15 protein-coding genes are annotated in these 14,027 nt (G+C 63.3%); 12 read left to right on the forward strand and 3 right to left on the reverse strand.

Annotated features, from left to right (window positions below; translation table 11 throughout):
• Nucleotides 1-10 precede the first annotated feature (10 nt).
• Nucleotides 11-1,303, reverse strand: coding sequence for an amidohydrolase family protein (locus MYCSM_RS21835; protein WP_015308344.1), 1,293 nt, complete (start codon nt 1,301-1,303; stop codon nt 11-13).
• Nucleotides 1,304-1,554: 251 nt separating this feature from the next.
• Here MYCSM_RS21835 and MYCSM_RS21840 point away from each other — a divergent pair, with 251 nt between their 5' ends.
• The 7 genes from MYCSM_RS21840 to MYCSM_RS21870 are packed head-to-tail and all read left to right on the forward strand — an operon-like array spanning nt 1,555 to nt 7,293.
• Nucleotides 1,555-2,094, forward strand: a complete 540-nt coding sequence (locus MYCSM_RS21840) for a carboxymuconolactone decarboxylase family protein (protein WP_015308345.1) — start codon at nt 1,555-1,557, stop codon at nt 2,092-2,094.
• Nucleotides 2,095-2,100: 6 nt separating this feature from the next.
• A complete protein-coding gene (locus tag MYCSM_RS21845) occupies nt 2,101-3,384 on the forward strand; it encodes an aromatic ring-hydroxylating oxygenase subunit alpha (RefSeq protein WP_015308346.1) in 1,284 nt (427 codons plus the stop codon).
• Nucleotides 3,377-3,706 (forward strand): hypothetical protein, encoded by a 330-nt coding sequence (locus MYCSM_RS21850; protein WP_015308347.1) that lies wholly within the window; start codon nt 3,377-3,379, stop codon nt 3,704-3,706. Before MYCSM_RS21845 ends, MYCSM_RS21850 begins: the two co-directional genes overlap by 8 nt.
• A 2-nt stretch (nt 3,707-3,708) precedes the next feature.
• Nucleotides 3,709-4,926 (forward strand): metal-dependent hydrolase family protein, encoded by a 1,218-nt coding sequence (locus tag MYCSM_RS21855; protein WP_041312528.1) that lies wholly within the window; start codon nt 3,709-3,711, stop codon nt 4,924-4,926.
• Complete coding sequence (locus MYCSM_RS21860; protein WP_015308349.1) at nt 4,913-5,371, forward strand: nuclear transport factor 2 family protein; 459 nt, start codon at nt 4,913-4,915, stop codon at nt 5,369-5,371. Before MYCSM_RS21855 ends, MYCSM_RS21860 begins: the two co-directional genes overlap by 14 nt.
• Nucleotides 5,368-6,492, forward strand: a complete 1,125-nt coding sequence (locus MYCSM_RS21865) for an acyl-CoA dehydrogenase family protein (RefSeq protein WP_015308350.1) — start codon at nt 5,368-5,370, stop codon at nt 6,490-6,492. The genes MYCSM_RS21860 and MYCSM_RS21865 overlap by 4 nt, the downstream gene beginning before the upstream one ends.
• A 3-nt stretch (nt 6,493-6,495) precedes the next feature.
• Nucleotides 6,496-7,293, forward strand: a complete 798-nt coding sequence (locus MYCSM_RS21870; RefSeq protein ID WP_015308351.1) for an acyl-CoA dehydrogenase family protein — start codon at nt 6,496-6,498, stop codon at nt 7,291-7,293.
• 92 nt (nt 7,294-7,385) lie between these two features.
• Here the strand turns inward: MYCSM_RS21870 and MYCSM_RS21875 are convergent, their stop codons facing one another.
• Together MYCSM_RS21875 and MYCSM_RS21880 are read right to left on the reverse strand one after the other, a co-directional pair.
• The gene (locus MYCSM_RS21875; protein WP_015308352.1) at nt 7,386-8,168 is read right to left on the reverse strand and encodes an enoyl-CoA hydratase; all 783 of its coding nucleotides are present in this window, start codon (nt 8,166-8,168) and stop codon (nt 7,386-7,388) included.
• Between the two features lie 9 nt (nt 8,169-8,177).
• The gene (locus tag MYCSM_RS21880) at nt 8,178-9,353 is read right to left on the reverse strand and encodes an acyl-CoA dehydrogenase family protein (RefSeq protein ID WP_015308353.1); all 1,176 of its coding nucleotides are present in this window, start codon (nt 9,351-9,353) and stop codon (nt 8,178-8,180) included.
• Nucleotides 9,354-9,537: 184 nt separating this feature from the next.
• On the opposite strand from MYCSM_RS21880, the gene MYCSM_RS21885 reads away from it, so the two are divergent.
• From MYCSM_RS21885 to MYCSM_RS21905, 5 genes are all read left to right on the forward strand, one after another.
• Nucleotides 9,538-10,191, forward strand: coding sequence for a TetR/AcrR family transcriptional regulator (locus tag MYCSM_RS21885; RefSeq protein ID WP_198344964.1), 654 nt, complete (start codon nt 9,538-9,540; stop codon nt 10,189-10,191).
• Nucleotides 10,192-10,240: 49 nt separating this feature from the next.
• Nucleotides 10,241-11,062 (forward strand): acyl-CoA thioesterase, encoded by an 822-nt coding sequence (locus tag MYCSM_RS21890; protein WP_015308355.1) that lies wholly within the window; start codon nt 10,241-10,243, stop codon nt 11,060-11,062.
• 60 nt (nt 11,063-11,122) lie between these two features.
• Nucleotides 11,123-11,779, forward strand: coding sequence for a hypothetical protein (locus tag MYCSM_RS21895; RefSeq protein ID WP_051073796.1), 657 nt, complete (start codon nt 11,123-11,125; stop codon nt 11,777-11,779).
• A 228-nt stretch (nt 11,780-12,007) separates the two neighbouring features.
• Nucleotides 12,008-13,132, forward strand: coding sequence for a cytochrome P450 (locus MYCSM_RS21900; protein WP_232425826.1), 1,125 nt, complete (start codon nt 12,008-12,010; stop codon nt 13,130-13,132).
• Between the two features lie 33 nt (nt 13,133-13,165).
• Complete coding sequence (locus tag MYCSM_RS21905; RefSeq protein ID WP_015308357.1) at nt 13,166-14,005, forward strand: mycofactocin-coupled SDR family oxidoreductase; 840 nt, start codon at nt 13,166-13,168, stop codon at nt 14,003-14,005.
• The last annotated feature ends 22 nt before the right edge of the window (nt 14,006-14,027 follow it).

The following is a 14,027-nucleotide window of genomic DNA, read 5'->3' on the forward strand; positions in this document are numbered from 1 at the left end:
AAGCTACGACCTAGTCCTTATTGCCCGTCAACTCCTTGGCATTCGCGGCGAAGTCCGCGAAGTTCGCGCCGCCGTGTTCGTGCTTGGACAGCGCCTGGATGGAGACGTCGTGGCCCTCGGCCGCCTTGCGCAGCGCGCCAACCGTCGCCTGCTCCTTCGGGATGTGGGTGAACGGATCCCAGTGGTACCAGCGCATCGCGTTCTCGAAGGTTATTTTGTTGACCTCGTCGTCGGGCACGTCGTTCTTCTCGAGCACCTCATGCAGTTGCTCGGGCGCCCCCGGCCACATGCTGTCGCTGTGCGGGTAGTCGGCTTCCCAGCAGATGTTGTAGATGCCGATGTCATTGCGCAGTTTGACGCCAACGTGATCGGAGATGAAGCAGGTCAGGAAGTGCTCGCGGAACACCTCACTGGGCAACTTGCCCTTGAAGTCCTGACCCGTCCAGGTCGAGTGCATCTCATACGTGCGGTCGGCCCGCTCCAAGAAGTAGGGAATCCAGCCGGTGCCGCCCTCGGACAGGGCGATCTTGAGATCCGGGTACTTCTTGATCGGCTTGGACCACAACAGATCCGCGGCGGCCTGCACGATGTTCATCGGTTGCAGAGTGATCATCACGTCCATCGGCGCATCCGGGGCAGTGATCGCCAACCGGCCCGACGAACCGATGTGCACGTTCATCACGGTGTCGGTGTCGACGAGCGCCTCCCACAACGGCGTCCAGTACTCGTCGTGGAAGCTCGGATATCCCATTGCCGCGGGGTTCTCGGTGAAAGTCAGCGCATGCACACCCCGCTCGGCATTGCGGCGCACCTCTTTCGCGCAGGCCTCGGCATCCCAGATCACGGGCAGACACATCGGAATGAACCGGGCCGGATATGCCCCGCACCACTCCTCGACATGCCAGTCGTTGTAGGCCTGCAGCAACGCCAATGAGAACTCAGGATCCTCCGTCGCGAACAGCCGACCCGCGAAGCCCGGGAACGACGGGAAGCAGATGGAGCCGAGAATGCCGCCTGCGTTCATGTCCTTGACGCGTTCGTCGACCTGCCAGCAGCCCGGCCTGATCTCGTCGAGGCCCTGCGGTTCCAGGCCGTATTCCTCTTTGGGTCGGCCGGCTACGGCGTTCAACGCGACATTGGGGATCACCACATCACGGAACTGCCAGGTGTCGCTGCCATCGGGGTTGTGCACCAACCGCGGCGCTTCGTCCAAGTACTTCTTCTGCAGATGGTTCTTGAACATGTCCGGCGGCTCGACAACGTGATCATCAACGCTGATCAGGATCATGTCGTCTTTATTCATGCCTCGACTCCTCCTCGACGCCGGGGCGTCATTGGACCAGTGATGTTCTCTATCTGAGGAAACTACCTTCTCATTCCGCGAGAATCAATGTCCGTTACCGGCGTCATGGCCTCCAGGCAGCACCGTTGCCTCCTTGCGGGCACGGCTGTGACCGGCACGTCTGCGGTCTGGCATTGACCAAATGTCGGAAAAGTGGAAACCTATTGGCGAAATATGAGAACCTGATTCTCGTGAGTGAGAGGAGACCACCCGTGCGGGTGCCGCCGCTGCCTGCAGACCAGTGGGACGACGCCGTCGACCACGCGCTCTCCTCGCTGCCCGAAGAGCGGCGCAACCCGCAGGCGTCCGGCAACCTGCTCGCCACACTCGTCCGTCACCCGAAGCTGACGCGCGCCTTCCTGCGCTTCAACAACCATCTGCTGTATTCGTCAACGCTGCCGCCGCGGCTTCGCGAACTGGCTGTGCTGCGAGTCGCCCACCGTGCTCAGTCGGAATACGAGTGGCGTCACCATGTGCGGATGGGCCTCGAGGCCGGACTCACCGAAGAGAACATCGACGGCATTCAACGCGGTGAGGCAATCGACGATCTCGACCGCGCGATCATTCACGCCGTCGACGAACTCCAGGACAAGTCCGTGGTGGCCGACGAGACCTGGGCGGTCCTGACCGAGCACCTCGACGAGCGCCAGTGCATGGATCTCGTCTTCACGATCGGCTGCTATGGCGCACTTGCCATGGCCATCAACACATTCGGCGTAGAACCCGACTCCGAAACGAACTCAGAGAGGTAGTAAACAGTGGGACATTTTCCGAAGCCGGCCGCCGGAAGCTGGACCGAAAATTGGCCAGAACTCGGCACTGCGCCAGTCGATTACACCGACTCGATCGACCCCGAGCACTACAAGCTCGAGCAGCAGGCGATCTTCAAGAAACTGTGGCTGAACGTCGGGCGGGTGGAACGATTGCCGCGCAAGGGCAGCTATTTCACCAGAGAGATGCCGTCGGTCGGCGCGGGGACGTCGGTGATCATCGTCAAGGACACCGACGAGCAGGTCCGCGCGTTCTACAACATGTGCCGCCACCGCGGAAACAAATTGGTGTGGAACGACTACCCGGGCGAAGAGGTTTCGGGCTCGTGCCGTCAGTTCACGTGCAAGTACCACGCCTGGCGCTACAGCCTCAAGGGCGACCTGACCTTCGTTCAGCAGGAGGACGAGTTCTTCGACCTGGACAAGGCGAAGTTCGGTCTTGTGCCGGTGCGTTGCGAGGTTTGGGAAGGGTTCATCTTCATCAACTTCGACAATGACGCCGAGCCGCTGGTCGATTATCTCGGCGACTTTGCGAAGGGCCTCGAGGGCTATCCGTTCCACGAGATGACCGAGACCTACACGTATCGTGCGGAAGTCAATGCGAACTGGAAGCTGTTCATCGATGCATTCACCGAGTTCTACCACGCACCGGTGCTGCACCAGAAGCAGGCGACCAAGGAGGAAGCCGACAAGCTGCTCGGGATCGGCTTCGAGGCACTGAGTTACGACATCAAGGGCGATCACGCGATGATCTCGTCCTGGGGCGGGATGTCGCCGCCCAAGGATCTCAACATGGTCAAGCCGATCGAGCGGGTCCTGCACAGCGGCTTGTTCGGACCGTGGGATCGCCCGAAAATCAAGGGCATCCTCCCCGAGGAATTGCCGCCCGCCATCAACCCGGGCCGCTACGACAGCTGGGGCACCGACTCTTTCGAGTTCTTCCCCAACTTCACGCTGCTGTTCTGGGCGCCAGGTTGGTACCTCACATATCACTACTGGCCGACCGACGTGGACAAGCACATCTTCGAGTGCACGCTGTACTTCGTGCCTGCCACCGACACCCGTGAACGGCTCGCCCACGAGCTCGCGGCGGTGACGTTCAAGGAGTACGCGTTCCAGGACGCCAACACGCTGGAAGCCACTCAGACGATGATTGGCACCAAGGTGGTCACCGACTTCCCGTTGTGCGATCAGGAGATCTTGCTCCGGCACCTACACAAGACGGCCGGCGACTATGTGGAGAAGTTCAAGAAGGAGAACATCGATGTCTAAGCTCCCTGCCGAGTTCGCCGACCTGGAACGGTTCTCCGACTGGTGCCTGCCCCATGAGGAGGATCGCTACCAAAAGCGGCTCTCCTCAACCATGGCCGAGATGCAAGAGTTCTATGACGCCGCGTTCCCCCGCCTCGAAGCCGTCATGGAATACTGCGACTCACGATTCCCCCTGGACGGAATGCCCGAGGACGCAAAGGCTCTCATTCACATGATGCAGTCATTGGTCAACGTGTCGTTCCCAATTGAGGTATGGAAGCAGCCGCGTGTGCTCGACAGCGGCGCCGCGTATATCCAATGCACAAAGGAGCCGGTGGTCTAACCGTGCCGACCCTCAAAGCAGCGGGTCTAGTTGACGTCGAAGCCGGCGAGATCGTCCGGCCGGGAATCGTCCGGGTCGAAGACGACCGCATCGTCGGTCTTGGCGGCGAACCCGAGGGAGACGTTATCGATCTCCGGGACTCCATCCTGCTGCCCGGGCTGATGGACATGGAGGTCAACCTCCTCATGGGCGGCCGCGGAGAGAACCCGGGCCTGTCCCAGGTGCAGGACGATCCCCCAACGCGGGTGCTGCGCGCGGTCGGCAACGCCCGCCGCACGCTGCGCGCGGGGTTCACCACAGTGCGCAACCTTGGATTGTTCGTCAAGACAGGCGGTTACCTACTCGACGTCGCACTGGGCAAGGCGATCGACGCAGGATGGATCGAGGGACCGCGGGTGATTCCCGCAGGCCACGCAATCACACCGACCGGCGGACACCTGGACCCGACCATGTTCGCCGCGTTCATGCCGGGCGTGCTCGAGCTGACCATCGAGGAGGGCATCGCCAACGGTGTCGACGAGATCCGCAAGGCAGTGCGCTATCAGATCAAGCACGGCGCGCAGCTGATCAAGGTGTGCTGCTCCGGCGGCGTCATGTCGCTGACCGGAGAGGCTGGCGCACAGCACTATTCGGATGAAGAACTTCGGGCCATCGTCGACGAGGCGCACCGACGGGGGCTTCGCGTGGCTGCGCATACGCACGGCGCGGAAGCGGTCAAGCACGCCATTGAGTGCGGCATCGACTGCATCGAGCACGGCTTCCTGATGGATGATGAGGCCATCAAGATGATGGTCGACAACGATCGATTCCTCGTGACCACTCGGCGGCTGGCCGAAGCGATGGACGTGTCCAAAGCTCCGAAAGAGTTGCAGGACAAGGCCGCCGAGATGTTCCCCAAGGCGCGGACGTCGATCAAGGCCGCATACGAGGCCGGCGTCAAAATCGCCGTCGGTACCGACGCACCGGCGATCCCGCACGGCCGCAACGCCGATGAACTGGTCACGCTGGTCGAGTGGGGCATGCCGCCGGCGGCGGTGTTGCGTGCGGCCACCGTCGTCGCAGCGGATCTGATCAACAAACCCGATCTGGGCCGGATCGCCGAGGGCTATCTCGCCGACATCATCGCGGTACCGGGCGATCCATTGGCGGATGTTACCGTTACACGAAACGTTAATTTTGTAATGAAGGGCGGTAAGGTCTTCCGACATGACGCGCACTGAAGATCTGGTCGAGATCCACCAGCTCCTGGCGAAATACGCGGTCACCATCACCCAGGGCGACATCGATGGCCTGATCTCGGTGTTCACTCCGGACGGCACCTACAGCGCATTCGGGTCGACCTACACGCTGAACCGCTTCCCCGAACTCGTCGACGCGGCACCCAAGGGCCTGTTCATGACTGGCACGTCACTGGTCACCCTCGACCCCGACAATCCGGACGCCGCGACGGGGACACAGCCGCTGTGCTTCATCGAGCATTCCAAGCACGATATGCGCATCGGCTACTACAACGACACGTATGTCCGCACCGACGGCGGATGGCGGCTGAAAACCCGTGCCATGACGTTCATTCGGCGCAGCGGTGAGCACGATTCGGGTCGGCCCCACGCGGTCGGGAGGCCCGATGGCGATGTCCCCGCCGGAGCGGCTCCGGAGGCCGGATGACGGATCTGTTCGAACCTGCCGCCTTCCGCACCGCACTGCGGGCCTGGCTCGACGAGAACGATCTGACGCCCCCGCCAGGAGACTCGTCGCTCGATGCGCACCAAGCGCAGCATCTGCGCGTGCTGAAGGCGCTATACGACGCGGGTTGGATGCGCTACGGATGGCCGGAGTCAGCGGGCGGTCTTGGCGGTCCGGACATCCTGCGCGCGATCGTCGGCGAAGAGATCGTCGGCCGCGGAATCGACCATCCAGGGCCCTATTCGATGCTCGATGTGCTGACCCCGACCATGATCGACTACGCGCGACCCGCGCTCGCCGCCGAGATGATGCCAAAGCTGCTGTCCGGCGAGGAATCCTGGTGCCAGGGCTTCTCCGAACCAGGCTCGGGAAGTGATCTCGCGTCGTTGACGACTCGGGCTGTGCAGCAAGGCGACAAGTGGATCATCAACGGGCAGAAGGTGTGGACCAGCTTCGCGCAGTACGCGAGCCGATGCATCCTGCTCACCCGCACGGGCGGGCCGGACACCCCCAACCACGAGGCGATCACCGCGTTCTTCGTTGACCTGGACTCGGCGGGAGTCACGGTGCGGCCGCTGCGCACCATGCACGACGTCGACGAGTTCTGCGAGGTCTACTTCGACGATGTCGAGGTGTCCGCCGACCGGATGCTTGGCAAGCCCGGCGACGGCTGGCGACTGGCGATGGACCTGCTGCCCTACGAACGCTCGACGTGCTTCTGGCAGCGCATCGCATACCTGTACTCGCGCTTCGACGCGCTGATCGATGAGGTCAAAGGTCAAGGGCAAGCGGTGGATTCGGATATGGGCGAGGTATATCTGGCGCTGCACACGTTGCGCTGCCGGTCACGCGCCACCCAGCACCGCCTCGGGGACGGCCAGAAGCTGGGCCCGGACACCTCGATCGACAAAGTGTTGCTCGCCGGTGCCGAACAACGGCTGTACGACACCGCGCGGGATCTGCTGCCGGGCGCCGTCGAACTCGACGACACTCCGTGGCGTACCGAATACCTGTACTCGCGTGCGGCCACCATCTATGGCGGCACGGCCGAAGTGCAGCGCAACATCATCGCCCGACGGCTGCTGGACCTCGGGAAGGAGTGACGCATGGATCAACAGTCACTCGGCTTACTCCAAGACGGACTGCGCAAGACGATGCTGTCCGCCTCCGGTCCTGAGCTCGACGCGGCGCTCACCGAGCTCGGTTGGGCAGAGATGCTGTCCGACATGCCTGACATCGCGGTACCGATGGTGTTCCGACTGCTGGGTGAAACAGGCTCGCACGCTTCGATTCTCGTCGACGTAGTGCTGCACGCGACGGGCAATACCATTGGCGACACCGTCGAATTGCCGCTGCCGTATGCCGGCAGCACGTGGGTGGTGTGGGACCGCGCGGGTGGTGCTGAATCGACGACGCTAGGCGGACTGCCACTTCGCCGGGAGGACGAAGGCTATCCGATCCGAGTCGCCGAGGCGCGCGTAGCCGTTGGCTGGTGGCTGGTCGGCGCCTCCAGGGCGATGTTGGCCCTAGCGCGTCAGCATGCGTTGGACCGAGTGCAATTCGGCCGACCGATCGCGAGCTTCCAGGCGGTTCGGCACCGGTTGGCCGAGACGTTGGTGGCGATCGAGGGCGCCGAGGCCACGCTGGGCCTGACAGGGACAGACAGCCCTGACCTGACCGCACTGCTCGCCAAGGCCGCCGCGGGCAAGGCCGCGCTGACCGCGGCCAAGCATTGTCAGCAGGTGCTGGGCGGTATCGGCTTTACCGAGGAGCACGACCTGCAGCAGCACGTGAAGCGAGTCCTGGTGCTCGACGGATTGCTCGGCAGCTCAAGGGAACTCACGCGGAAAGCTGGAGCAGGCCTGCGGGCACGCGGCTCGGCCCCACGCCTCGCCCAGCTCTAACTACCTAACTCCAACTACCGCGAGCGTGCGTGTCTGCACACGACACGCCGGCAAAATGCGGCATTTTGCGCACGCTCGCGCCGCGTCGAGTGCTACTTGATGTTGGCCTTCATCTCGTCGAGGTTCACCAACACCGGCCAGCCGCTGACGCTCAGCGCGTTACCGTGGCCGGTCTGGTGGATGTCGAACACCGACTGAATGGCCGCGTAGAACCCCTGCACATCGAGGGTCTGGTTGACGGCACGCTTGGCCTGACGCAAAGCGAACGGCGGCATCTTGGCGATCTGCTCAGCCAAGGCTCGAGTCTCCGAGTCCAGCGAGTCGCGCGGCACGACCCGGTTGACCATGCCGGTGCTGAGCACCTCTTCGGCGGTCATCGCCCGACCGGTGAACAGGATTTCCTTGGCCTTGCGCGGACCCAATTCCCATGTGTGGCCGTGGTATTCGACTCCCCCAATGCCCATCAGCACGACCGGGTCGGAGAACTGGGCGTCGTCAGCGGCGATGATCAGGTCGCAAGGCCAGCACAGCAGCAACCCGCCCGAGATACACCGGCCCTGCACCGCGGCGATCGAAGGCTTCGGCACATTACGCCACCGCAGGGTGTATTCGAGGTACCGCTTGGCCTCGTGCTGAATGATGAAATCAAGCGTGATCTTGGCGGGCACCGGCCCGCCGCCACGCAAATCGTGGCCCGCGGAGAAGTGTTTTCCGTTGGCCCGCAAGACGATCACCGATACCTCGGGATCCTCGGCGGCGCGGGTCCACGCGGCGTCGAGCTCGTCGAGCAGTTCGGGGTTCTGCGCGTTGGCGGCCTCGGGACGGTTCAGCGTGATGGTGCCGATGCGGTCGGCGACTTCATAGTCGATGTACACGGTCGTTCCTCAATTTCGGGGTAAGCCCAGCACTCGCTGGGCAATGATGTTTCGCTGGATTTCCGAAGTTCCGCCGGCGATGGTGCCGCCGAACGAGCGAACGTAGCGCTCGAACCACCCTGTGCGGTACACGTCGAGATGGACAGCGCTGTACGGGCCGGAAAAGGTCGGATGTGCCATCGCGTCGGGGCCCGCTGCTGCCAGCGCGTGCTCGGCGGCTGCCTGGGACGCCTCCGACCCGAAGAGCTTGAGCACCGACATAGCCGATGGATCCTCATCACCACGTGACGCCGCGGCCAACGCCGTCGAGCCCATCAGGCGAAGCGCCTGGTTGTCCATCACCAGCCTGGCGTAGCGGTCGCGGTCGAGCACGGTGCGTGGGTGAAAGTCCTCGACAAACTCCTGCAGTCGGTCGGCGTAGCTCAGCCACAACATGTTTCGCTCATGGCCAAGCGAGCCGTTCGCCACGCGCCAGCCCTCGTTGAGCGGTCCGACCAAGTTCTCGGCTGGCACCCGCACATCGTTGAAGAACACCTCGTTGAAATCGAGATCTTCGCGGTCGCATACGGACGCGAACGGCCTGCGCACCACTCCGGGCGCATCGGTTGGGATCAGCAACACGCTGATGCCCTTGTGCTTGGGGGCGTTTGGATCAGTACGAACAAAAGTCAGTAAGACGTCGGCGTCGTGGGCGCCCGACGTCCACACCTTCTGACCGTTGACCACGAAGTGGTCACCGTCCAGCTCGGCCCTGGTGCGCAGGGACGCCAGATCCGAGCCGGCGCCCGGCTCGCTCATGCCCAGCGAGGCCGTGATGTCCGCACGCAGGATCGGGATGGCCCACTTCTGCTGTTGCTCCGGCGTTCCGAATGAGATCAGCGACGCCGCGATGATGCCAACGCCTTGCGGGTTGAACGTGAGGTAGGCGCCTCTTCGGGTGAGTTCCACTTGATGCACGTACTGCTGCAGGATGGTGGCGTTGCGGCCGCCGAATTCGGGTGGATAGCCCGGGCACAGCCAGCCGTGCTCGAACATCAGCCGCTGCCAACGCCGCGCCCACTCGGGGACGTCGCTGCTGGAGTGAGATCGGTCCAGGGCCTCTGAGTCGCTTGGCAGATGCTCGTCCAGGAACGCCACGAACTCCGCGCGGAAGGCCTCGACGTCAGCGTCGAAGGTCAGCTGCACGGCGCTCCTGGGGAGAAAAATCGAAAGACTTCTGTTATCTACAAAATGAGAATACTATTCTCATGATGAGAAAGTTACAATCTCTGACACGTGAACCGCGAGGGGGTCGAGGACCGCAATGGCAAGGCGTTCTCCGGTACAGTCAGTGCATGTTCTCCCTAATCGGCCTGGATCCGAGCCGCCGGTGACCAGTCCCAGCGAAGAACCCGCCTGGAAGCAACGCGCGGTCGAGCGATCGATCAAGACAGCGAAACTCCGGGCCGCACAGCGCGTTCAGCGGTTCCTCGACGCCGCGCAGGCGATCATCATCGAGAAGGGCAGCACGGACTTCACGGTCCAAGAGGTCGTCGACCGGTCGCGCCAGTCGCTACGAAGCTTCTACCTGCAGTTTGATGGTAAACACGAGCTTTTGCTCGCCCTGTTCGAGGACGCGCTGAGCCGCTCCGCCGACCAGATCCGGGCCGCGACGGACGGCCAGAAAGACCCCCTCGAACGCCTCAAAGTCGCTGTCCAGCTGCTGTTCGAGTCCTCGCGACCAGACCCGACGGCGAAGCGGCCGCTGTTCACAGACTTCGCGCCACGGCTACTTGTCTCCCATCCCACGGAGGTCAACGTTGCGCATGCACCACTGTTGGCCCTGCTCACCGAGCTGATGGAGGCCGCCAGCGAGGCTGGCGAGTTGCGCGCCGGCATCAATCCCAAGCGGATGGCCGCGATGACGATGCAGACCGTGATGTTCGTCGCACAGCACAGCGGAGAGCCCGAAGACGGCGCGGGACACCCCATTACGGCGGACGAAGTATGGGACTTCTGCTCCCACGGATTCGCCGCCAGCTAGCGCGAGAATTACGTTCTCACTGACGTAGAATCAGGCTTACACTCAGTGCGTGCCCGATCTCTGGTCCGATCTGCTCGCATGCCTTGATCTTCGCTCGGTGCCGTCGGAGGACACCGCAGAAGACGGCGTCGCCGAGTTCGAGGGCCGCAATCAACGCCTGGAATACCACCGCGTGTTCGGTGGGCAACTCCTCGGTCAGTTCATCCAAATCGCGTCGGCGATCTGTCCGGATAAATCCGTCAAATCCCAGCACGCGGTGTTCGCGCGGGAAGGCCGCGCCGACGAACCGATCCACTATCTCGCGACTCGCCAGCACGAAGGCCGCTCCTTCGCCACTGTCACCATCACCGCCCGGCAAAGTCGCGGCGTCATCGCGACCTCGTCGGTCTGCCTGCATGTCATAGAGGACGGCCCACAGCGCCAGTCCGTCGACGAGGTGCCCGCCCTTCTCGGCCCCGAGCACCAATTCGCGCTCGACCTGATCCCGTGGGAAACCCGTGCCGCCGTCGACCTCACCGCAACCACCACCGGCCCCCCTGAGTTCCAGGTGTGGATGCGCACGCCCGCCGCCGACCCGAGGCTCGCTCCCGCGCTCGCGGCGTACGGCACCGACCTCACGCTCATCGGTACGGCGCTTCGACCGATGGACGGCGTCAGTCACCGCGGCAATGGCACGTGGTTCACCTCCGCCGTCACGTCCCACACCATCTGGTTTCATCGACCGTTTCGCACCGACTCGTGGTTCCTGCTGCGGCAGCACAGCCCGCTGCTGGCACACGGCCGCAGCTTCGGCCGCGGCGACATCCTCACCGAGGACGGCAGCCTGGTCGCCTCCTACGCCCAAGAAGCCCTCCTGCGTTTCCCGAATTGAGCTCAATGCCCCCAAATCCCTTGCGACATCATCGAGCTAGGCCCCGATTGTGTCCTGTACATGCCGAACGTCCTCAGGCTCGACGAGCTGTGCCGATTGCTCTCCGCGGGCATCAACGTCGTGACGACGTGTGGGGCCTTTCACTATCCGCCTTCGATGGACCCCGAGATGCGTGCGACGGTCGAAGCGGCCTGCGAGCTCGGCGGCGCGTCGGTGCACAGCACGGGAAGCAGCCCGGGTTTCATCACCGAGGCCGTCCCCCTAGTGCTCACCTCGATTCAACGTCAGCTGACCGCACTCGCGATCGACGAGTATGCCGATCTGTCCCAACGGAATTCGCCGGATCTTCTCCGCCCCCTGATGGGGTTCGGCCGCGAAGCGGGGCCGTTCGAACAGTTTCGCGCCGACCACTCGCGTCCCAGTTTCGGGCCGTCCCTGCAGTTGGTCGCCGACGCGATCGGGCTGCCGCTCGACTCGGTGGAAGCAAGTGGCGAGCTCGCGAAGGCGAGCCGAGAGACGGGTTGGCATGTGTCGCTCGACGGCGACGCCCCGTTGGAGGTCATGCTCCGGGTGCCCATCCCGCTGGACCGCATGGCTGACGTCTCGCCGGCATACACGGCCAACCGTGCCGTCAACGCCGTGCCCCTTGTCTGCGCGGCAGGCCCTGGCGTTCATACGACGTTGGACCTTCCACAGGTCGTGGCGACACTGTCATGAGAATCCCATTCTTCTAAACAGAGAGCTTAAGTTGCAAAAACGAGTCTCTTATTGACACCCACGCCCCGCCGATGCCAGAGTTGTGAGACAAATGCAGCCCATATGTCTTACGCATCCCCTGGTTCAGCGAGAGGCAACACCTTGACGATCAGTGCGGAGAATTCCGGCGTGCAGCATGCCGCGACGGCGGACGAGTTGTACTACGACCCGTACAGCGTCGAGCTCAACATGAACCCGTATCCGGTGTTCGCCCGCATGCGCGAGGAAGCGCCGCTGTACTACAACGACAAGCACGACTTCTACGCGTTGAGTCGTTTCGACGACGTGAACAAGGCCGTGATCGACCACGAAACGTTCATCTCAGGACGCGGCGCACTGCTCGAGATCATCAAGTCCGGCATGGAGATCCCGCCCGGCACACTGATTTTCGAGGACCCGCCGATTCACAACATCCACCGCAATCTGCTGTCGCGGATGTTCACGCCGCGCAAGGTGCTCGCCCTGGAACCCCAGATCCGCGAGTTCACCGCGCGCTGCCTTGACCCGCTGGTGGGCACCGGCCGATTCGACTTCGTCAACGACCTCGGCGAACAGATGCCGATGCGGGTGATCGGCATGCTATTGGGCATTCCGGAAGAAGATCAACGCCGAGTGACCGACCACGGCGAAGCCACACTGCAGAGCAAGGAAGTCAACCTGCTGGCGACGGGCGAGGTGTTCGCCGAGTTCATCGACTACCGCACCGAGCACCCGTCCGACGACATCATGACCGACCTGCTCAATGTCGAGTTCACCGACGAGACCGGCACCATGCGCCGACTCAGCCGGGACGAACTGCTCATGTACCTGACGGTGGTGGCCACCGCGGGCTCGGAAACCACCACCCGGCTGATCGGCTGGGCAGGCAAGACGTTGGCCGAAAACCCCGATCAGCGTAAGGAACTGGCCGAGGACCCCGCGCTGATCCCGCAGGCCATCGAGGAGATCCTGCGCTGGGAACCGCCCGCACTGCAGATCGCCCGATACGTCACCCGCGACGTCGACTACTACGGACAGACCGTGCCCGAAGGCTCCGCGATGCTCATGCTTGTCGGCGCCGCCAACCGCGACCACCGCCGCTTCCCACCGAGCGGCGACGTGTTCGACATTCACCGAGAACCGCACTCGCACATGACGTTCGGTGCGGGAACGCACTTCTGCATGGGCAATGCGCTGGCGCGCCTCGAGGGCCGCATCGCGCTCGAGGAAATCCTCAAGCGATTCCCGACGTGGGAGGTCGACTGGCCGAACGCACGTCCGTCCCAGACCACCGCGGTCCGCGGGTGGGAATCCATGCCCACGTTGATTCCGTGAAAACCTTCCACTAACGATGAATTGGAGTTGTCAATGACTGGACGTGTTGAGGGCAAGGTCGCTTTCATCACCGGTGCGGCGCGCGGCCAGGGCCGGGCGCATGCGGTGCGACTGGCGTCTGAAGGTGCCGACATCATTGCCGTCGACATCTGTAAGAAGATCGACACCGTCGACCTGATCGCGGCCTCGACCCCGGAAGATCTGGCCGAGACCGCGGATCTGGTCAAGGGCCACAACCGGCGCATCTACACCGCCGAGGTCGACGTGCGCGATTACGACGGGCTCAAGGCCGCCGTCGACACCGGCGTCGAGCAACTGGGCCGCCTGGACATCATCGTCGCGAACGCCGGCATCGGCAACGGTGGCCAGACGCTGGACAAGACCAGCGAAACCGACTGGACCGCGATGATCGACATCAACCTCGGTGGGGTGTGGAAGACCGTCAAGGCCGGTGTCCCCCACATTCTGGCCGGCGGCCGCGGCGGCTCGATCATTCTGACCAGTTCGGTGGGCGGCCTGAAGGCCTACCCACACACCGGTCACTACGTTGCGGCCAAACACGGTGTGGTGGGCCTGATGCGGACCTTCGCCGTCGAACTCGGCGCGCAGAACATTCGCGTCAACTCCGTGCACCCGACCAACGTCAATACTCCGCTGTTCATGAACGAGGGCACGATGAAGTTGTTCCGCCCCGATCTGGAGAACCCGGGCCCCGATGACATGAAGGTTGTCGGGCAACTGATGCACACCCTGCCCATCGGCTGGGTCGAACCTGAGGACATCGCCAACGCCGTGCTGTTCCTGGCCTCCGACGAAGCCCGCTACATCACCGGCGTCACACTGCCCGTCGACGGCGGCAGCTGCCTCAAATAGTCCGTTGGCTCGAAACTCCCCG

It is taken from the genome of Mycobacterium sp. JS623 (genome assembly GCF_000328565.1).
Lineage (GTDB): Bacteria > Actinomycetota > Actinomycetes > Mycobacteriales > Mycobacteriaceae > Mycobacterium.